Annotated in this window: 19 protein-coding genes; 7 read left to right on the top strand and 12 right to left on the bottom strand. The window is 73.6% G+C overall.

Translation table 11 applies throughout. The features are described from left to right. Nucleotides 1–68: 68 nt before the first annotated feature. The gene (locus K304_RS0119405) at nt 69–659 is read left to right on the top strand and encodes a Uma2 family endonuclease (protein ID WP_027765112.1); all 591 of its coding nucleotides are present in this window, start codon (nt 69–71) and stop codon (nt 657–659) included. A gap of 45 nt (nt 660–704) precedes the next feature. Here the strand turns inward: K304_RS0119405 and K304_RS0119400 are convergent, their stop codons facing one another. Then, the gene (locus K304_RS0119400; protein WP_027765111.1) at nt 705–2,000 is read right to left on the bottom strand and encodes an MFS transporter; all 1,296 of its coding nucleotides are present in this window, start codon (nt 1,998–2,000) and stop codon (nt 705–707) included. 126 nt (nt 2,001–2,126) lie between these two features. Here K304_RS0119400 and K304_RS0119395 point away from each other — a divergent pair, with 126 nt between their 5' ends. Continuing rightward, nucleotides 2,127–3,071, top strand: coding sequence for a LysR family transcriptional regulator (locus K304_RS0119395; RefSeq protein WP_051308637.1), 945 nt, complete (start codon nt 2,127–2,129; stop codon nt 3,069–3,071). Nucleotides 3,072–3,628: 557 nt separating this feature from the next. On the opposite strand, the gene K304_RS0119390 is transcribed toward K304_RS0119395, so the two are convergent. After that, nucleotides 3,629–4,387 carry an alpha/beta hydrolase gene (locus tag K304_RS0119390; protein ID WP_078529378.1) on the bottom strand — a complete coding sequence of 253 codons (759 nt, stop codon included), beginning with the start codon at nt 4,385–4,387 and terminating at the stop codon, nt 3,629–3,631. Between the two features lie 120 nt (nt 4,388–4,507). On the opposite strand from K304_RS0119390, the gene K304_RS0119385 reads away from it, so the two are divergent. Beyond that, nucleotides 4,508–5,680: an adenosine deaminase gene (locus K304_RS0119385; RefSeq protein ID WP_027765108.1), complete on the top strand. Its 1,173-nt coding sequence runs from the start codon at nt 4,508–4,510 to the stop codon at nt 5,678–5,680. 141 nt (nt 5,681–5,821) lie between these two features. After that, a complete protein-coding gene (locus K304_RS0119380; RefSeq protein WP_027765107.1) occupies nt 5,822–6,256 on the top strand; it encodes a hypothetical protein in 435 nt (144 codons plus the stop codon). Between the two features lie 36 nt (nt 6,257–6,292). On the opposite strand, the gene K304_RS0119375 is transcribed toward K304_RS0119380, so the two are convergent. The 5 genes from K304_RS0119375 to K304_RS0119355 all read right to left on the bottom strand — a co-directional run bounded on the left by K304_RS0119375 (nt 6,293) and on the right by K304_RS0119355 (nt 10,331). Further along, nucleotides 6,293–6,490 (bottom strand): PspC domain-containing protein, encoded by a 198-nt coding sequence (locus K304_RS0119375; protein ID WP_027765106.1) that lies wholly within the window; start codon nt 6,488–6,490, stop codon nt 6,293–6,295. A 104-nt stretch (nt 6,491–6,594) separates the two neighbouring features. Further along, the gene (locus tag K304_RS0119370) at nt 6,595–7,206 is read right to left on the bottom strand and encodes a VanZ family protein (protein WP_311674603.1); all 612 of its coding nucleotides are present in this window, start codon (nt 7,204–7,206) and stop codon (nt 6,595–6,597) included. Nucleotides 7,207–7,283: 77 nt separating this feature from the next. Beyond that, nucleotides 7,284–7,949, bottom strand: coding sequence for a hypothetical protein (locus tag K304_RS30000; protein WP_486591733.1), 666 nt, complete (start codon nt 7,947–7,949; stop codon nt 7,284–7,286). After that, entirely contained in the window at nt 7,946–9,604 is a 1,659-nt protein-coding gene (locus K304_RS29995) for a sensor histidine kinase (RefSeq protein WP_051308636.1), read from the bottom strand. The genes K304_RS30000 and K304_RS29995 overlap by 4 nt, the downstream gene beginning before the upstream one ends. A 49-nt stretch (nt 9,605–9,653) precedes the next feature. After that, nucleotides 9,654–10,331, bottom strand: a complete 678-nt coding sequence (locus K304_RS0119355) for a response regulator transcription factor (protein WP_027765104.1) — start codon at nt 10,329–10,331, stop codon at nt 9,654–9,656. A 198-nt stretch (nt 10,332–10,529) separates the two neighbouring features. Between K304_RS0119355 and K304_RS0119350 the strand changes: the two genes are divergently transcribed. Next, complete coding sequence (locus K304_RS0119350; protein WP_027765103.1) at nt 10,530–11,279, top strand: SigE family RNA polymerase sigma factor; 750 nt, start codon at nt 10,530–10,532, stop codon at nt 11,277–11,279. A gap of 152 nt (nt 11,280–11,431) precedes the next feature. On the opposite strand, the gene K304_RS29990 is transcribed toward K304_RS0119350, so the two are convergent. Continuing rightward, nucleotides 11,432–12,070: a hypothetical protein gene (locus K304_RS29990; RefSeq protein ID WP_051308635.1), complete on the bottom strand. Its 639-nt coding sequence runs from the start codon at nt 12,068–12,070 to the stop codon at nt 11,432–11,434. Between the two features lie 152 nt (nt 12,071–12,222). Between K304_RS29990 and K304_RS0119340 the strand changes: the two genes are divergently transcribed. Next, a complete protein-coding gene (locus tag K304_RS0119340) occupies nt 12,223–12,651 on the top strand; it encodes a hypothetical protein (RefSeq protein ID WP_027765102.1) in 429 nt (142 codons plus the stop codon). 74 nt (nt 12,652–12,725) lie between these two features. On the opposite strand, the gene K304_RS0119335 is transcribed toward K304_RS0119340, so the two are convergent. The 3 genes from K304_RS0119335 to deoC are packed head-to-tail and all read right to left on the bottom strand — an operon-like array spanning nt 12,726 to nt 15,998. Further along, a complete protein-coding gene (locus K304_RS0119335; RefSeq protein WP_027765101.1) occupies nt 12,726–13,592 on the bottom strand; it encodes an aldehyde dehydrogenase family protein in 867 nt (288 codons plus the stop codon). Further along, nucleotides 13,585–15,021 carry an aldehyde dehydrogenase family protein gene (locus K304_RS0119330; protein WP_027765100.1) on the bottom strand — a complete coding sequence of 479 codons (1,437 nt, stop codon included), beginning with the start codon at nt 15,019–15,021 and terminating at the stop codon, nt 13,585–13,587. The genes K304_RS0119335 and K304_RS0119330 overlap by 8 nt, the downstream gene beginning before the upstream one ends. Beyond that, entirely contained in the window at nt 15,018–15,998 is a 981-nt protein-coding gene (gene deoC, locus K304_RS0119325; RefSeq protein ID WP_051308638.1) for a deoxyribose-phosphate aldolase, read from the bottom strand. Before deoC ends, K304_RS0119330 begins: the two co-directional genes overlap by 4 nt. Before the next feature lie 109 nt (nt 15,999–16,107). Here deoC and K304_RS0119320 point away from each other — a divergent pair, with 109 nt between their 5' ends. Next, nucleotides 16,108–16,755, top strand: a complete 648-nt coding sequence (locus K304_RS0119320; protein WP_027765098.1) for a PH domain-containing protein — start codon at nt 16,108–16,110, stop codon at nt 16,753–16,755. A gap of 18 nt (nt 16,756–16,773) precedes the next feature. Here K304_RS0119320 and K304_RS0119315 read toward each other — a convergent pair whose 3' ends face one another. Beyond that, on the bottom strand, nt 16,774–18,507 hold the full coding sequence (locus tag K304_RS0119315) for a phospho-sugar mutase (protein WP_027765097.1): 1,734 nt from the start codon (nt 18,505–18,507) through the stop codon (nt 16,774–16,776). Between the last annotated feature and the right edge of the window lie 226 nt (nt 18,508–18,733).

Raw genomic sequence — 18,733 nt, 5'->3', positions numbered from 1 at the left:
GCCGGTGGACCCCCACCGGCCCCGTTCGGCATGATGGCATCGGTGACGCATCGATAGAGGAGACCGCCATGACCGCACTCCCCGTCGACCACCGGCCGGACGACGGCTTCGGGTGGGATGACGCCGTGCGCCTCTGGGAAGGCACGAAGGCGCCCGAGGGCAGCAAGGTGGAGATCATCGAGGGGATCGTCACCGTGGCACCACCGCCCGCCAACGCGCACAACGTCACCGCCGAACTCGTTCAGCGCCTGCTCTACTCAGTGATTCCTGCGGACTGGGGTGTCTATCAGACACAGGGATTGACAGTGCCGACCGAACGAGGGCTGTACATTCCCGACCTCGCCGTCGTTCCCCGCGACGTGCTCGACGCCCCTGGGAACCGCGTACCGGCGGAGGCTGCGCAGCTCGTCGTGGAGATCACTTCGCGGGGCAACGCGAACCACGACCGGATCAGCAAGGTGCATGGTTACGCTCAGGCCGAGGTGCCCCTCTATCTCCTGCTCGACCCGTGGCAGTCGGACAAGCCCACCGGCACACTCTTCGGTGAGCCGCGAGGCGGCACCTACCGTGTGCTCGACTCCGTCGAGTACGGAGGCACGATCCGGCTGCCGGAGCCCTTCGGCGTAGACATCGACACCGCCGACTTCCCGCTCAACTGAGGACGGGCCCGACGGACAGGACGACGGGCCCGCATCCCGTACCGCTCAGGCGGCGAGCGGGGCCGCGCGGCGGGCGCGGACGGCGCGGCGCGTGGCGTAGAGGGTGACGCCGGCCGCGCCGACCAGCGCGAGGAGCGAGAACGCGACCGTCGCCGGCCACCCCCCGCCGTGGTACGCCAGCGCGCCGACCGTGCCGCCGACGGAACTGCCCAGGTAGTACGCCATCTGGTAGAGCGCCGACGCCTGCGCCCGTCCCTCGGTGGCCGTGCGGCTCACCGAGCCGGACGCCACGGCGTGCCCCGCGAAGAAGCCCGCCGTGATGAGCACCAGGCCGCCCGCGACGGCGAGCAGGCTGTCCGCGAGGGACAGCAGCAGCCCGGTCGTGGTCGTCACGATCGCCACGTACAGCGCGCCGCGCCGGCCCAGACGTCCGTGCAGGCGGCCCGACGTCGCGGACGACACCGTGCCGACCAGGTAGATCACGAAGATCGAGCCCGCCAGCCCCTGCGACAGCCCGAACGGCTCGCCGACCAGGCGGTAGCCGATCACGGTGTAGACCGCGCCGAAGACGGTCATGAACAGCAGCCCGATGACGTACAGGCGGACCAGCAGCGGGTTCGCCAGGTGCGTGCGCACGGTCTGTGCCAGCGCCCGCGGGCTCACCCGCGACGGGGTGAAGTGGCGTGCCCTCGGGGCCAGTACGGCGTACGCCACGGCGCACAGCAGCGTCGCCACGGCCAGCGCGGCCAGCGCGGCGCGCCAGCCCCACATCTGGGTGACCCAGCCGGTGAGGATGCGGCCGGACATGCCGCCGATGCTGTTGCCCGCGACGAACAGGCCGACCGCGCCGACCAGCGCCCGGGCCCGCACCTCCTCGGAGAGGAACGCCATGGCCGATGCGGGAACCCCCGCGATCGCGACGCCCTGGGCCACGCGCAGCGCGGTCAGCGCGTCCAGCGACGGAGCCAGCGGCATCACCAGCGCGAGCGCCACCGCGACCGCCAGCGAGACGGTCATGGTGCGGCGGCGCCCGAACCGTTCCGACACGGCGCTCAGCGGCAGCACGGCGACGGCCAGGCCGATCGTCGCGCCGGACACCGTCCAGCTCGCCCGGCCCGCGGTGACGCCCAGGTCCGCCGAGATCGCCGGCAGCAGCGCCTGCGTGGAGTAGAGGAGGCCGAACGCGACCAGGCCGGCGGCGAAGAGCGCGAGGCTCAGCCGGCGGTATCCGGGGTCGCCCGGCCGGTACTTCGTGGACTCGGGGCCGTCGGACCGGGCACCGGCGCGCGGGGGTACGGCGCCCACTCCCCCGGTGGACGCCCTGGTATCAGCAGAAGGCATGCCCCGAACGTACGACCGTCCCCGCTCATGCGTCCAATGCACGAAACTGCAAGAATCGTTCCACCAGTGCATCAACTGAGGTGAGGGCCGCCCGTGTCACCGACCCGAAACGACGAAGACATTTCCGTGACATCCCCGACACCGGACACCGGGCACGACTGGGGACTGGAGCTGACGCCCCGGCTCGCCCACTTCGCCGCCGTCGCGCGCCACGAGCACGTCACCCGCGCCGCGCAGGAGCTGGGCGTCCCGCAGTCCACGCTCAGCCGGGCGCTGGCCCGGCTGGAGGACGACCTGGGCGTCGCCCTCTTCGCCCGCCGCGGCCGGACGGTCTCCCTCACCCCCGCCGGACACACCTTCCGCGTCGCCGCCGAACGGGCGCTCGCCGCCGTGGAGCAGGCCGCCGAGTCCGTGCGCTCCGACGCCGACCCCGCAACGGGCAAGGTCGCGTTCGGCTTCCTGCACACCCTCGGCTGGGAGACCGTGCCCGGCCTGATCCGCGCCTTCCGCGCCGAGCACCCCGGCGTGCGGTTCGCGCTGGTGCAGAACTACGGCGAGGCCATGCTGGAACGGCTCGCCGCCGGGGGCCTGGACCTGTGCCTCACCTCGCCCATCCCGGACACCGCCGAACTCGCCGCGCGCGGGCTGGTGGCACGGCGGCTGGACGAACAGCGGCTGCGGCTCGTCGTGCCCGACGACCACCGGCTCGCCGCCCGCAAACGGGTCCGGCTCGCGGAGGCCGCCGAGGAGCCGTTCGTCACCCTGGAACCGGGCTACGGGATGCGGCGCATCCTGGAGACGCTGTGCGCGCAGGCCGGGTTCCAGCCGCGCATCGCCTTCGAGGGCGAGGAGGCGGAGACCATCCGCGGGCTCGTGGCGGCGGGGCTGGGCGTCGCCCTGCTGCCCCCGCCGGCGGTACCCCGGCCGGGGGTGCGGGAACTGGCGGTGACCGCGCCGCGGGCGGTGCGGGAGATCGGGCTCGCGTGGATCGACGGCCGCGACCCCGAGCCCCCGCCGGTCGCGGCGTTCCGCCGCTTCCTCCTCGCCCGCCGCGGCTCGCTGCTGAGCTGACGTCCGGCCCAGCCCGCCTGTCCGCTCCCGTCCGCCTCCCCGTCGCCGAAGGCGCGGGGAACTCCGGCGGGAACACACCGTCGGTGCAGGGCTCCCCGGGCCACGCCGGGACCGCCCCGCAGGGCGTCGGAGCCAGGGGGCCCTCAAGGCCCGCCAGGGCCGTGGGGCGCATCGCGAGGCCGACGCACGCCCCTCGTACCCGGTCGCCCCCGGCGACGCGACAACCGCGGCCACTCCTCCGGCAGGGAGGCACCCCGGCCCGACGGGCTGCGGGGGAGGGGCGCCGTAGGTGCGCGGCGGGGCTCGGGCGATCCGCCGGGGCAGGCCGAAGCGTGCGCGGCGGATCTCTCGGACCCGCGGCGGCGGCTGCGGCACTTCGCCCCGTGGCCCTTCGGGCACGGGGGTGCCCCCACCGTTGTCGCCTCGCGCGAGTACGGACGAGTGCGAGCTGCGGTGCTCCGCCTGGCGATGCGTCCCCACGGTCCTGGCGGACCTGGGGAGACGCCATGCATCCGAGGCGCCGCGGGCCGATCCTCGCAGATCCGCCGGGGCGGGCCCTAGCGGCGCAGCGAGCGGCCGAAGCCCGTGGCCAGCGGCATCCGCAGGCCCAGCGGCGGCGGAGCCGCCATCGCGTCCGTGAGCGGCCGGCAGAAGTCCCGTTCGCACAAGGTGCCCAGGACGAAGTCCTCGGCCAGCGCGGCGACTTCCTGCCGGTGCTGGAACAGCGCGTGCCCGTCGGTGTGCACCTCGAACCGGCACACGTCCGCGTTCACCTTCTTCGCCCGCACCGCCAGCCGGAACGACGTCTCCGGGTGGCTGTGCGCGTCGTCGGTGCCGTGCACCATCAGTACGCTGCGGCCCGCGAGTTGCCTCACCGGCTCCTCCTCCCGGCCGTCGGGCAGCCAGGGCGCCAGGGCGAGGACGGAGGCCACTGCCGGGTGCCCGGCGGCGCGTAGCGCCGCCCGCGCGCCGACGTCGGTGCCCGCCAGGCACACCGGCACGTCGCCGTAGCGGCGCACCACCTCGTCGACCGCCCACTCCGCGTCGCCCGCCGTGTGCGCCTCGGCGCCGTTCCAGCCCCGGTACCGGTAGCGCACGACGTGCACCGCGAGGTCCGCCTCCCGTCCGGTGCGGGCGAACCTCCGGGCCAGCGGCAGCATCGCCGCGGTGGCGCGTGCCGAGGGCCGCCGCATGCTGTGCGCGGTGCCGCCCGGCAGCAGCAGGACCACGCCGCACACCGCACGGTCGCCGCCCCGGGGTCTGCCCAACCTCGCTTCCCTGACCGGCACTCGGTCCGGCAACGCCTGCTGAGTCATGGGCGCCACGATGGCAGACCCCGCGCGTCTGCGGGACGCCTCGTACAGCACCTTCACGACCCGCCGGGGCTCGCGCGGGCGACCATGGCGGTCTACGCGCGTAGGCGCTACAGTACGAAAATGACGAGCGAGACACCCCTCACCATTCCGACACCGGAGCAGATTCGCCGCGCCCCGAAGGTGCTGCTGCATGACCACCTCGACGGCGGGCTGCGCCCTGCCACCATCATCGAGCTGGCCCGCGAGGTGGGCTACGAGGGGCTGCCGGAGTCCGAGGACGCCGAGCGGCTCGACTCCTGGTTCCGGGAGTCCGCGGACTCCGGCTCCCTGGAGCGGTACCTGGAGACGTTCTCGCACACCTGCGCCGTGATGCAGACGCGCGACGCCCTGGTGCGGGTCGCCGCCGAGTGCGCCGAGGACCTCGCCGCCGACGGCGTGGTCTACGCCGAGGTGCGCTATGCCCCCGAGCAGCACCTGGAGGCGGGCCTCACCCTGGAGCAGGTCGTGGAGGCGGTCAACGAGGGCTTCCGCGAGGGCGAGCGCCGGGCGCGCGAGGCGGGCCGCCGCATCCGCGTCGGCGCGCTGCTCACCGCGATGCGGCACGCGGCCCGGGCGCTGGAGATCGCCGAGCTGGCGAATCGTTACCGCGACCTCGGCGTCGTCGGCTTCGACATCGCGGGCGCCGAGGCCGGCCACCCGCCGACCCGTCACCTCGACGCGTTCGAGTACCTCAAGCGGGAGAACAACCACTTCACCATCCACGCCGGCGAAGCGTTCGGCCTCCCGTCGATCTGGCAGGCGCTCCAGTGGTGCGGCGCCGACCGGCTCGGACACGGCGTCCGCATCATCGACGACATCCAGGTCGCCGACGACGGGCAGGTCAAGCTGGGCCGGCTGGCCTCGTACGTGCGGGACAAGCGGGTGCCGCTGGAGCTGTGCCCGTCGTCGAACCTCCAGACCGGTGCGGCCGCCTCGTACGCGGAGCACCCCATCGGGCTGCTGCGCCGGCTCCACTTCCGCGCCACGGTCAACACCGACAACCGGCTGATGAGCGGCACCAGCATGAGCGGCGAGTTCCAGCACCTGGTGGACACCTTCCGCTACACGCTGGACGACATGCAGTGGTTCACCGTCAACGCGATGAAGTCCGCGTTCATCCCTTTCGATGAACGTCTCGCCATGATCAACGAGGTCGTCAAGCCGGGCTACGCCAAGCTGAAGTCCGAGTGGCTGTTCCACGACCCGGCCCCGGGCGCGGCTCCGACCAGCGGTTCCGCGGACTCGGCGGGCTGATCCGGACCCGTGGGCGAGGCGGCCGGGGAGGACGGCGACACGCCCCTCCCGGGCCGCCTCCGCCTGTTTGCGGGTGATCCACGGGCCTGGCTACGTTCGCCGGAACCGCCCGAAGATCCCCCACGACAGGACGTGTCACCCATGAAGCACGGAACGATCAAGGCCCTCGGCGTCACTGCGCTCGGCGCCGCCTTCGCGGCCTCCGGTGCCGGCGCCGCCTCCGCCGCCGACCTCGGCGAGACGGTGGAGACCACGGGCCGCCAGCTGGTGTCCGCCCCGCCGGTGCAGGACGCGATGGCCGGCGGCGACTCCGTCGCCCGGATGCCCACCGCCTCCGACGACGTGGTCGCCTCCACCCTGCCGGCCGACGTGGCGAAGGCCGAGGGCGGCGAGGGCACGGAGGGCGGCGAAGGCGGCCCGGGGAAGATGCTCGGCGGCCTGCCCCTCGCCGGTCAGCTCGCCGGCAACAGCGGCCCCACCGAGACGGTCACCGACACCCTCGGCGGCGGTCTGCCCACGGACGGCCTGCCGCTCACCAGCGGCTCCCTCGGCGGTGGCGGTCTGCCGCTGGGCTGACCGTCCGGCGCGGTGATCTCCCGCCGGGCCCGGTCCTCACCAGGTCGGCTGCCGCTGGGCGTTGGGCAGGAAGATCCACAGCGCCAGGTAGATCAGGAACTGCGGTCCGGGAAGCAGGCACGAGACGAGGAAGATCACGCGCATCGTCCCCGGCTTCATGCCGAACCGGCGGGCGAGTCCCGCGCACACCCCGGCGATCATCCGGTTGTCCTGCGGGCGTACGAGTGCGGCCATGACGGCGGCTCCCATCTGTGTGCTCTCGAAGCGTTGCACCGGTCCCGGCTGTTCCCGGACCGTGTCATCCACCGTAGGAGGGCAACAGGGCGGAAAGCGTCCCGCTACGGGGCGATCCCGACCCTGGAACCTCTCGGGGTACGTCCCCGAGTACCCTCCTCCGCGAGGCCGATCCGGGGCCGGTCGTCCCGGTCCCGGGTGAACGGGCCCGCGGGAAGGCGCAGCAGCCGCCGGCGCAGCGAGGGGTACAGCAGCAGGTGCGCGAGGGCCACGCCGGCGGCGTTGAGCATCATCGCGTCCACCGTCACCGGGCGGCTCGGTGCGCCGCTGCGCAGCACGGCCACGCCCAGCGCGAGGAACACCCCCATCAGCACCGTGCGCAGGGCCGTCGCCACCCGGGGCCCGTACAGCCGCCCGGCGGCGAGCGGGAGCAGCACGCCCACGGGGGCCAGGAGCAGGAGTTCACCGCCGATGCCGATCAGCGCCGCCTGCGGCCCGGCCGCCAGGTCGGCCTGGATGGTCACGAAGGGCTGGAGGTTCGACGGCGGCACCCACGGGACGGTGCGGGGGCGCAGCATGAGCCAGCCGACCGTCAGGAGGTGGGCGCCGAGCAGGAGGGCGGCCGCCGCCCGGATACGGGACGACGTGGCGCGCCCGGGGACATGACCGTGCACGACGGGGGAGACGCGGGCTTCCTCGCCCGCGGTTCCGGCCACCGCCCCCAGGCTTCCGGGCACCCCCACGACCGGTCCCTGCCGCACGACCGGTCCCCGCCTCGCGACCACGTGTCGGCTCACGACCCGACCGGCGTGCCGGCCCTGTCCGCCGCGTCGGGGCTGTTGCGCAGCTCGGTGGTGCAGGCGATGCGCCGTGGCGGCTCCGGCACGGGGGCGTCCGCCGGCCCGGCCAGGACCACGGTGCCCTCCTGCGGCGTGCCGGCCTCCGTCTCGGCGAAGGTGCACACGATCTGCGCGAGGGCGAAAGGCGGCAGTCCCGACGGGGCCGTGCCGAGCCGCAGGGTGCCCGGCGGGTCGGTCCGAGTGCCGGGCCCCACCTCCAGCTCGGGCGGCACCTGGCTGGCGAACCCGGCCGCACGCTCCCGGGGCCCGGGCTCGTCGGACAGCGTCCCCAGCAGCGCCCCGGCGACGTCCGCCCGTCCCTCGGGCAGTCGCACGGACCGTTGCACCGGGCTGACACGCGAGCCGCACACCAGGTAGACCCGCACCACGGTGTGCCGCGGCGCGGGGGTCGTCGGCCCGTCGTCGGGCAGCACGCAGGCCACCCGCGAGGGCGCGGCCCCCGCGTCCACCGGTACCGATGTCGGCTGGATACCGCAGCCGGCGACCGCCAGCAGCGGGAGCGCCGCGAGAGCGCCGGCGAGCGCGGCGCGCGAACGCCGCTCCGCGGCCTGCCGCGGAGCGGCCGGAGCCGCGGGACGCGGCGGAGCGGTCCGGATCATGCCTCGTTCTCCCTGCCGGCGTCGTCGTCCCAGCGCGCGTCCCCGTGCCCCTCACCGTCCGCGTCCCGTCCGCCGTCGCGGCCGCGGTCCGGGTGCCGCCCGCGCGGCCGACGTCCGGCCGCGGCGTCCCTCTCCGGCTCGGCCAGTTCGCTCGCGTCCCGCGGCAGCAGGAGGGTGAACACCGCGCCCCCGTCGGGCGTCTCGCCGTTCCGTACGCGGATGGTGCCGCCGTGGATGTGCGCGTTCTCCATGGCGATGGACAGCCCGAGGCCGCTGCCCTCCGACCGCGGCCGGGACGCGCTCGCCTTGTAGAACCGGTCGAAGACGTGCGGCAGCACGTCCTTCGGGATGCCCGGGCCGTGGTCCGTCACCTCGATCACCAGCGCGTCGTCCCCCGACGGCGCCGCGCCCGGACGGACCCGCACCGACACCCGTACCGGAGAGCCGCCGTGCTTCAGCGCGTTGCCGATCAGATTCGCCAGAATCACGTCCAGCCGCCGCGGGTCGAGGCGGGCCGTGATGCCGCGGTCCGCGTCCAGCTCCACCGCGTCCAGCCAGGCGCGGGCGTCGATGCACGCCGTCACCATGTCGGCCACGTCCACATCGTCCAGCACCAGGCGTGCGGTGCCGGCGTCGAAGCGGGTGACCTCCATCAGGTTCTCCACCAGGTCGGCCAGCCGCCGCGTCTCGCTGACCACCAGGCCCACCGCCGGGGCGATCATCGGATCGAGGTTGTCCTGCTCCTCCTCCAGCACCTCCGTCACCGCGGAGATCGCGGTGAGCGGCGTCCGCAGTTCGTGCGACATGTCGGCGACGAACCTGCGCGAGGACGCCTCCCGGGCGCTCAACTCCGCCACCCGCTTCTCCAGCGAGGCGGCCGTGGCGTTGAACGTCCGGGACAGCTGCGCCAGTTCGTCCGTGCCGGAGACCTTCAGCCGGGTGTCGAGTTTCCCCTCGCCGAGCCGCCGGGCCGCGTCGCCCAGCCGCCGCACCGGCCGCAGCACGGTCGTCGCCGCCGCCTGCGCCAGCAGCATCGCGCCGATCAGGGCGAGCGCCGTCGCGATGCCCAGCGACCAGGCCAGTGACGACAGGTCGTCCCGCTCGGCCGCCAGCGACTTCAGCATGTAGCCGCTGGGTGAGGGTTGCCGGCCGATCAGTTTCGCCCCGCCCACCAGGTAGGGGTCCTCCTCGCGGACCACGCGCTGCCAGTACAGGTGGTACGGGAAACGGTTCGCGTCGTCGACCTCGCGGCGCCGGTCGACGGCGCTCCGCAGGCTCTCCGGCACGTCCGAGGAGGTGAAGAAGCCCGGCGCCGAGGCGGCCCGGCAGGCGCTGCCGTTCCGGTCCTCGCCGAGCAGCACCACTTCGTACCCCTGGGTGCTGTTCGCCATCCGGCCCGCCGCGTCGCGCAGTTGCGCGCAGTCGTACTGCTGGGGCAGCCGGCCGACGTGGTCCTCCATCGCCTTGCGGAAGTCCTTCAGCGCCGCGTCCTGCGCACGGGTCAGCACGGCGTCCCGGTTGAGCCAGTACGCGATCCCGGACGCCGACACCGCAGCCGCCAGCGCCACCAGCGCGAACACCACCACCAGCCGCAGCCGCAACGTCGGCAGCAGGCCCGCCAGTCGGCCCCGAAAGCGCGTCAGAGCACCTCTCACGACGCCGCGTCCCTCCCCGGAACCGGCCGCACCGGCGCGGCGGCGGCCGTCACTGCGGGGCGTCCAGCCGGTACCCGACTCCGCGCACGGTGCGGATCAGCGTGGGGGAGGACGGCACGTCCTCCACCTTGGCGCGCAGCCGCTGCACACAGGCGTCGACCAGGCGCGAGTCGCCCAGGTAGTCGTGCTCCCACACCAGCCGCAGCAACTGCTGCCGGGACAGCGCCTGCCCCGGACGGCGGCTCAGCTCCAGCAGCAACCGCAGCTCGGTGGGCGTCAGTTGCAGGTCCTCGCCGTTCTTGGTGACGGTCATCGCGGCCCGGTCGATCACCAGCGAGCCGAACGTCGCCGAGTCGCTGGCCTCCCGCTCGCCGCGCCGCATCACCGCGCGGATGCGGGCGTCCAGCACCCGCCCCTGCACCGGCTTGACGACGTAGTCGTCGGCGCCCGACTCCAGACCCACCACCACGTCGATGTCGTCGCTGCGCGCGGTCAGCAGGATGATCGGCAGCTGATCGGTCCGGCGGATGCGGCGGCACACCTCGAAACCGTCGATGCCCGGCAGCATCACGTCCAGCACGATCAGGTCCGGACGCTGCTCGCGCAGCATCTTCAGCCCGTCCTCGCCCGACGCCGCCGTCACCACCCGGTGACCCTGCCGCGACAGGCTCATCTCCAGGGCCGTACGGACCGCGTCGTCGTCCTCGATCAGCAACAGGAAAGCCACACGCGCCATTCTGTCCCATGCGCCCCGCACACTTCGACCGCGCGGCGCTCCCGGCATCCCTTCGGACGACCGGTCACGGTCCCGCGGCGCCCTGTGACAGGCCTGTGACAGTCGGGGGACCCCCTGATGAAACTGGCGCGGGAGTGTAGTCACCAGCAAGCAGGCGAACGGGCCGGCACCGGAAGAGGGAGGCGCGAGATGAGCACTCTGCACAGCACGAGGAGCAACGCAGCAGTCATCCAGACGCGTCTGCACACCACGACGGTTCCGCAGGCCCGCGTCGCGGAGAAGCCCGGCACGGTGAGCGGGCGGGGGTGCGCTCGCCGTGCCGGTCACAGCCGTCCGCCGCACATCGCAGCGGTGGAGGGCACCCGGGGGAACGCCGGCACCGGGGAGGTCGCGCGGGAGCCGCGCAGCGCCTCCTCGGAGGTCGAGTTCACGGACTACGTCCGCGAGCGCCGCGCCTCCCTCTACGCCACGGCCTACCACCTGACCGGCGACCGGTTCGAGGCCGAGGACCTGCTCCAGAGCGCGCTGTTCTCGACCTACCGGGCCTGGGACCGGATCACCGACAAGGCGGCCGTCGGCGGCTACCTGCGGCGCACCATGACGAATCTGCACATCAGCGCCTGGCGCCGCCGCAAGCTCAACGAGTACCCGACGGAGGAGCTGCCCGAGTCGCCCTCCGCCGACCACGACGCGATGCGCGGCACCGAACTGCGCGCCGTGCTCTGGCAGGCGCTCGCCCGGCTGCCCGAGACGCAGCGCACCATGCTGGTGCTCCGCTACTACGAGGGCCGCACGGATCTCGAGATCGCCGACATCCTGGACATCAGCGTGGGCACGGTGAAGAGCAGCATCTGGCGCTCGCTGCGCCGGCTGCGCGACGACGAGGCGCTGAGCCTCGGCCGGGACCAGGAGGAATGCTTCGGAGAGCTGGTCGCCTGACGCGACGGGCCCCGAGGGGGGAACGGGGGAAGCACGGGGGAACGGGGGACGACGGGTGCGGCCGGACGGGGGGTCCGGCCGCACCCGCCTTCGTACGTCCGCCGAACGCCGCGCCCGTGCCGAACGTCGCGTCCGTGCAGGGGTCTTCCCTCTTACGCGTGGACCGAGCCGCGCTCCGTCACCCGGAGGCCGGAGATCCTGCGGAGCGCCTCGTCCCGCGCGCACGCGTGGGCACCCAGCCCGCGGTGCCGCGCCACGATCGCGCCCTCGGCCCGCATCAGGGCCCAGCCCCGGCGCACCAGGAACGGAACGGACTTGCGACCCTCCCGCACGTCGCGCAGGAGCCTGCGGCGGAAGGTGGTGAAGGGTCGTCCGCGCAGGCAGATCGCGTCCGCGAGCACGTCTGCGGCCGCGCAACGGGCCGCGATGTCGGCCGCGAAGATGCCCTCGGCGACGAACAACGGGGCGCCGTGCAGCGCGAACTGAGCCGCGCCGGTACGGGAACTCGTCGCGATGTCGTACACCGGCACGGTGGTACGGCCGTGCGCGCACAGGTCCGTCAACGCGGCGAACGCGGCGTCCGCGTCCCAGGAGCCGGGCGCGTCCCAGTCGGTGGCGCCGTCGGGCAGCCGGGGCAGCGAAGGGTCGCCGGTCTCCTTGTAGAAGTCGTCGAGGCGCAGCACCGGGAGTCCGGTGCGGGCGGCGAGTCGTGACTTCCCGGCCCCCGAGGGGCCGGTCAGCAGAATCACGCGGGCGGGGACGTCGTTCGCGGGGCGGGCGCTGGAGGTCACGAGACACCATTGTCGCTCATCCGTGCGCCATCGACGCCCCCGCGTCCGGAGATTCCCGTCCGGGTGAATCCCGGGCGCAACCGCGGGTTCACCCACCCCCGCGTACTACGCTGTGTGCTGATCTCGTCACACGTACGTCAGGCAGGTGGATCGTGACTTCTCGCCCGCGGCACGCTCGGAGGAAGGAATCGCGGCGCGCGCAGGCAGTCCTGCGCGTCGGGCTGACCGTGACGGCGGCCGGAGCCGCCCTCGCCGGAGCCGGAGGGCTGGCGCACGCGGCGGAGCCCAGCACGGTCGAGACGCCGGTCGGCGAACTCGACACCTCGGTGGTGCACGAGCCGCAGGAGACGCTGCAGTACGCGCTGGAGCACAGCGCCGGCGGCGCGCTGCGGCCGGTGGCCGACCTGCCGATCAACCCGATGGCCGGCACGGGCTCCGACCCGCTGGCCAACGGCATCGGCACCCAGGTCGCCGATTTCAAGCCCATCGGCACCGAGACGGTGACGGGCCCGCTGGCCGACGGCGCCTCGCTGGACGAACTCCCCGTGGTGCAGGCTCTCGGCGGCATGCTGCGCGGCTGAACGCCCGCCCACGTACACGTGCGGCGCGTGCCCCGGCCGCCTCCGCAGCCCCGGGCACGCGCCGTGCGCCGTGCTCAGACACCCATCGGGTGCCACACCGTCTTCGTCTCCAGGAAGGCGGTCATCCGCTCGGTGCCGGGCTCGGCGAACCAGTCGGTTCCCGCCCCCGGCCGCAGCACCCGCTTGACCGTGTCCGCCGCCGCGACCTCCAGGTCCTTCGCCAGACCGGCGTCCGCGCCCGCGAGGTCGACCGCGTTGACGTCCTGGTGCGCGGCCAGCGAGGGGGCGATCTCCGCGGCGCTGCCGGTCAGCACGTTCACCACGCCACCCGGCACGTCCGACGTCGCCAGCACCTCGGCCAGCGACAGTGCGGGCAGCGGCGCGTCCTCCGCGGCCACCAGCACGGCCGTGTTCCCGCTGACGATCACCGGAGCCAGCACCGACACCAGGCCCAGCAGCGACGACTTCCGCGGCGCCACCACGGCGACCACGCCCGTCGGTTCGGGTGAGGACAGGTTGAAGTACGGCCCCGCGACCGGGTTCGCGCCGCCCACGACCTGGGCGATCTTGTCCGACCAGCCCGCGTACCAGACCCAGCGGTCGATCGCCGCGTCCACCTGCGCCGCGGCCTTGGACTTCGACAGCCCGTCCGCCGCGCCCACCTCGGCGGCGAACTGGTCGCGCCGGCCCTCCAGCATCTCGGCGACCCGGTAGAGCACCTGCCCCCGGTTGTACGCCGTCGCCCCGGACCAGCCGCCGAACGCCTTCCGCGCCGCGGCGACCGCGTCACGGGCGTCCTTCCGCGACGCCTGCGGGGCGTTGGCCAGCCACTGACCCTTGGAGTCGGTCACCTCGTACACCCGTCCGCTCTCCGAGCGGGGGAACTTCCCCCCGACGAAGAGCTTGTACGTCTTGAGAACACCCAGCCGTGCGTCAGACATCGAGGTAGGCCTCCAGACCGTGGCGGCCGCCCTCGCGGCCGAACCCCGACTCCTTGTAGCCGCCGAACGGCGAGGTCGGGTCGAACTTGTTGAACGTGTTGGACCAGACGACGCCCGCGCGCAGCTTCGACGCCATCTTCAGGATGCGCGAGCCCTTCTCCGTCCAGATGCCCGCCGACAGGCCGTACGGCGTGTTGTTCGCCTTGGCGACCGCCTCGTCCGGGGTGCGGAAGGTCAGCACGGACAGCACCGGGCCGAAGATCTCCTCCCGTGCGATCCGGTGGGCCTGCGACACGCCGGTGAACAGCGTCGGGGCGAACCAGTAGCCCGAGGAGGGCAGTTCGCACGCCGGGGACCAGCGGTCCGCGCCCTCCGCCTCGCCGGCCTCGGCGAGTTCGGTGATCCGGGCCAGCTGCTCGGCGGAGTTGATCGCGCCGATGTCGGTGTTCTTGTCCAGCGGGTCGCCCACGCGCAGCGTGCCGAGGCGGCGCTTCAGCGACTCCAGCAGCTCGTCGGCCACCGACTCCTGCACGAGCAGCCGGGACCCGGCGCAGCACACCTGGCCCTGGTTGAAGAAGATGCCGTTGACGACGCCCTCGACGGTCTGGTCGATCGGCGCGTCGTCGAAGACGATGTTGGCGCCCTTGCCGCCCAGCTCCAGCGTCAGCTTCTTGCGCGTGCCCGCGACCGTGCGGGCGATCTCCTTGCCGACGGCCGTCGAGCCGGTGAAGGCGACCTTGTTCACGTCCTCGTGGGCCACCAGTTCGGCGCCGACCGGGCCGTCGCCGGTGATGATGTTGACGACGCCCCGGGGCAGCCCGGCCTGGCGGCAGATGTCGGCGAAGAACAGCGCCGACAGCGGCGTGGTCTCGGCCGGCTTGAGCACCACCGTGTTGCCGGTGGCCAGCGCCGGGGCGATCTTCCACGCCAGCATCAGCAGCGGGAAGTTCCACGGGATGACCTGCGCGGCCACGCCCAGCGGCTTCGGTTCGGGCCCGTACCCGGCGTGGCCGAGCTTGTCCGCCCACCCCGCGTAGTAGAAGAAGTGCGCGGCGACCAGCGGCAGGTCGGCGTCCCGGGTCTCCCGGATCGGCTTGCCGTTGTCCAGCGTCTCCAGCACGGCCAGCTCGCGCGACCGCTCCTGGATGATCCGCGCGATCCGGAACAGGTACTTGGCGCGCTCGGCGCCCGGCAGCGCCGACCACTTCTCGAACGCCCGCCGTGCGGCCTTCACCGCCGCCTGCACGTCCTCGGAGCCCGCCTGCGCGACCTCCGACAGCACCTCCTCGGTCGAGGGGGACACCGTCTTGAAGACCTTGCCGTCGGCGGACTCGCGGAACTCACCGTCGATGAACAGCCCGTAGCTCGGGGCGACGTCCACCACCGAGGCGGACTGGGGAGCGGGTGCGTACTCGAATGCAGACATCAGTCCACCGTCACGTAGTCGGGACCGGAGTAGCGGCCGGTGCTGAGCTTCTGACGCTGCATGAGCAGGTCGTTGAGCAGGCTGGAGGCGCCGAAGCGGAACCAGTCGGGGTGCAGCCAGTCCTCGCCGGCCGTCTCGTTCACCGTCACCAGGTACTTGATGGCGTCCTTGCTGGTGCGGATGCCGCCGGCCGGCTTCACGCCCACCTGCGTGCCGGTCGCCGCGCGGAAGTCGCGCACCGCCTCCAGCATCAGCAGCGTGTTCGGCAGCGTCGCGTTCACCGCGACCTTGCCCGTCGAGGTCTTGATGAAGTCCGCGCCGGCGAGCATCGCCAGCCAGGAGGCACGGCGGATGTTGTCGTAGGTCGACAGCTCGCCGTTCTCGAAGATCACCTTCAGGTGTGCGGTGCCGCACGCCTCCTTCACGGCAAGGATCTCCTCGAAGACCTTGCCGTACCGGCCGGCGAGGAAGGCGCCCCGGTCGATGACCATGTCGATCTCGTCCGCTCCCGCGGCGACCGCGTCGCGGGTGTCCGCGAGCTTCACGTCCAGTGCCGCGCGGCCCGCGGGGAAGGCGGTCGCGACCGACGCGACGTGGATGCCCGACCCGGCCAGCGCCTCCTTGGCGGTGGCCACCATGTCCGGGTAGACGCAGATCGCGGCGACCTTGGGCGTCGTACGGTCGGACGGGTCCGGGTTGGCGCCCTTGGCGCACAGCGACCGCACCTTGCCGGGGGTGTCGGCACCCTCCAGCGTGGTCAGGTCGATCATGGAGATCGCCAGGTCGATGGCGTGGGCCTTGGAGGCGTTCTTGATGGAGCGCGTGCCGAGCATCGCGGCACGCGCCTCCAGCCCCACGGCGTCGACGCCGGGGAGGCCGTGCAGATACCGGCGCAGCGAGGTCTCGGACGCGGTCACGTCCGCCAGGGGGCTTCCCCCCGGAGGGGCACCGGGGGCGGTAGCGGTGGGCGCAGAAGACATGGTCACCACACGAGCATATCTACACGCGTAGCGTCCCACGACGGGGTGCCCCCGGATCGATGCCGGACCGCAATATCCGCCATGCGGACGGTCGGGCACAATCACCCCCATGACTTCGCAGAACCCGCCGGTGGCCGACCGCTGCTACCGGTCGCCGGCCGCACTCGCCGCAGGCGTGGCGCTCCTGGCCATCGCCCTCTGGCTCGGCTCCGACGCGCTGATCCGCGGCTCCGGACGCCAGCAGATCACCGTCGGCGCCGGCCTCCTGTGCTTCGTCCCGCTGGTCGTCGCCTTCACCCTGCGCCCCGCCGTCTTCGCCGGGCGCGAGCGCCTCCGGGTCCGCAACCCGTTCCGCACGATCAGCATGTCCTGGCAGTCGGTGGACTCCCTGCGCTCCGGCTACACCAGCGAAGTCGTCGCCGACGGCACCACCTACCAACTGTGGTCCGTCCCCGTCTCCCTCCGCGCCCGGAAGGCGGCCATCCGGCACAACGCCCGCGTCGACGCCGGCCACAAGCCGTCCCGCGGCCTCTTCGGCGTGGGCCTCAGCGAATCCGTCACCGGCGAGGGCGAGGGTGGCCGGAAGACGGCCACGTCCGACGGCGTCATCCACGAACTGCGGGACCTCGCCGCGAAGCACGGCGAGGACGGCACGGAGCCGGCCCCGACCGCGCCGGTCACCGTGCGGTGGGCGTACGAGGTCCTGGCCCCGCTCCTGGTCGGCGCCGCCGGCCTCGCCTACGTCCTGGCGACCTGACCCCGCCAGTCCGGTCCGTCAGAGGCCGGCGGCCTTGGAGAGATCGGCGGCGAGCCCGTCCAGCACCTCGCGGGCCCGCTGACGCGCCCGCTCCAGCCCGGAGGCGTCCGCCACCGGCACGACCGCCTCCAGGTAGCACTTCAGCTTCGGCTCGGTGCCGCTCGGACGGACCACCACGCGGGCCTCGCCGTCGCCCAGCCGGTACCGCAGGCCGTCCGTCGGCGGCAGCCCGCCCACGCCCTCCCGCAGATCCTCCGCAGCCGACACCCGCAGCCCGGCGAGCCGCTTCGGCGGCGCCGCCCGCAGCCGGCCCATCACCTCGTCGATCAGCGACAGGTCCTCCACCCGCACGGAGAGCTGGTCCGTCGCATGCAGGCCGTACTCCACGGCGATGTCGTCCAGCAGGTCCGCCGGCGTGCGGTCCTGCGCCTTCAGCTCCGCGGCCAGCTCCGCCACCAGCAGCGCGGCCGTGATGCCGTCCTTGTCGCGCACCCCGTCCGGGTCGACGCAGTAGCCCAGCGCCTCCTCGTACCCGAAGCGCAGCCCCGGCACCCGGGACAGCCACTTGAAGCCCGTCAGCGTCTCCTCGTACGCCAGACCCGCGCGCCGGGCGATACGGCCGAGCAGCGACGACGACACGATGGTCGTCGCGAAAGTGCCTTGGGCGCCCTTGCGCACCAGGTGGGTGGCGAGCAGCGCGCCCACCTCGTCGCCGCGGAGCATCCGCCAGCCGTCGGGCGCCTCCTCGTCCGGCACCGCCACCGCGCACCGGTCGGCGTCCGGGTCGTTGGCGATCACCAGATCCGGTCGCACGGCACGGGCCGCGCCGAACGCCAGGTCCATCGCGCCCGGCTCCTCCGGGTTCGGGAAGGCGACCGTGGGGAAGTCCGGGTCCGGCTCGGCCTGCTCGGCGACCGCGACGGGTGCGGTGAAGCCGGCCCGGACGAACGCCTCCCGCAGCGTGTCGGCGCCGACGCCGTGCAGCGCCGTGTGCACCACCTTGAGCGGCCCCGGGCCGCCGTCCCCGTCCGCGGGCAGTGCGGCGCCGCCGTTCAGCACGGTCGCGCTGCGGTCCAGATACGCCTCGACGACCTCCTCGTCGAGCACCTGCCAGCCCGTCTCCGGCAGCGGCACGTCGGCGAGCGCGCCGACCGCGTCGATCGCGGCGGCGATCTCCGCGTCCGCGGGCGGCACGATCTGGGAGCCGTCGCCCAGGTAGACCTTGTAGCCGTTGTCCCGCGGCGGGTTGTGGCTCGCGGTCACGGTCACGCCCGCGACGGCGCCCAGATGACGCACGGCGAACGCCAGCACGGGGGTCGGCAGGGGCCGGGGGAGGAGCGCCGCGCGCAGGCCGGCGCCCGTGACGACGGCGGCGGTGTCGCGGGCGAACTGCGCGCTCTTGTGGCGCGCGTCGTAGCCGATCACGACCAGCCCCGGCTCGCGCGTTCCGGCTGCGTCTCCGGCTGCGTCTCCGGGCGCGCCGGGTGTCTCCGCCTCGCCGGCGTGGCCCTGCGCGCGCAGGTACGCGGCGAGGCCGGCGGCGGCGCGGATCACGACGGCCCGGTTCATCCGCATCGGACCCGCGCCCAGCTCGCCGCGGAGGCCGGCGGTGCCGAACTGGAGGGTCCCGGCGAAGCGGGCGGTGAGCGCGTCCACGTCCTCCGCCTCGAGCAGCTTGGCCAGCTCCTCGCGGGTCTCCGGGTCCGGGTCCTCGGCGAGCCAGGCTTGCGCCTGGGCGATGACGTTCTCCACGACGGTTCCTGTCTGTCGACGGTGCGCCGCTTCGCGGCGGGGTGGGCGGTGGGCTCGGTGTGGGCGCGATGCGGTTGCCGGGTGCGGGTCGGGGGCGTGGGCTCCGGTCCGGGCCGACGACCCGGAAACCCATGATTTACGGGCCGCGTTCTCGGCGACGTTAGAGGTTGGACCTCTACTTCGCGGCCCACAAATCACGGGCAAGTGTTTCCGGGCGCATCGACCC

The organism is Streptomyces sp. CNS606, from assembly GCF_000426325.1.
The sequence above is the reverse complement of the archived record's forward strand: the minus strand, read 5'-3'. Positions and strand labels throughout refer to the sequence as shown.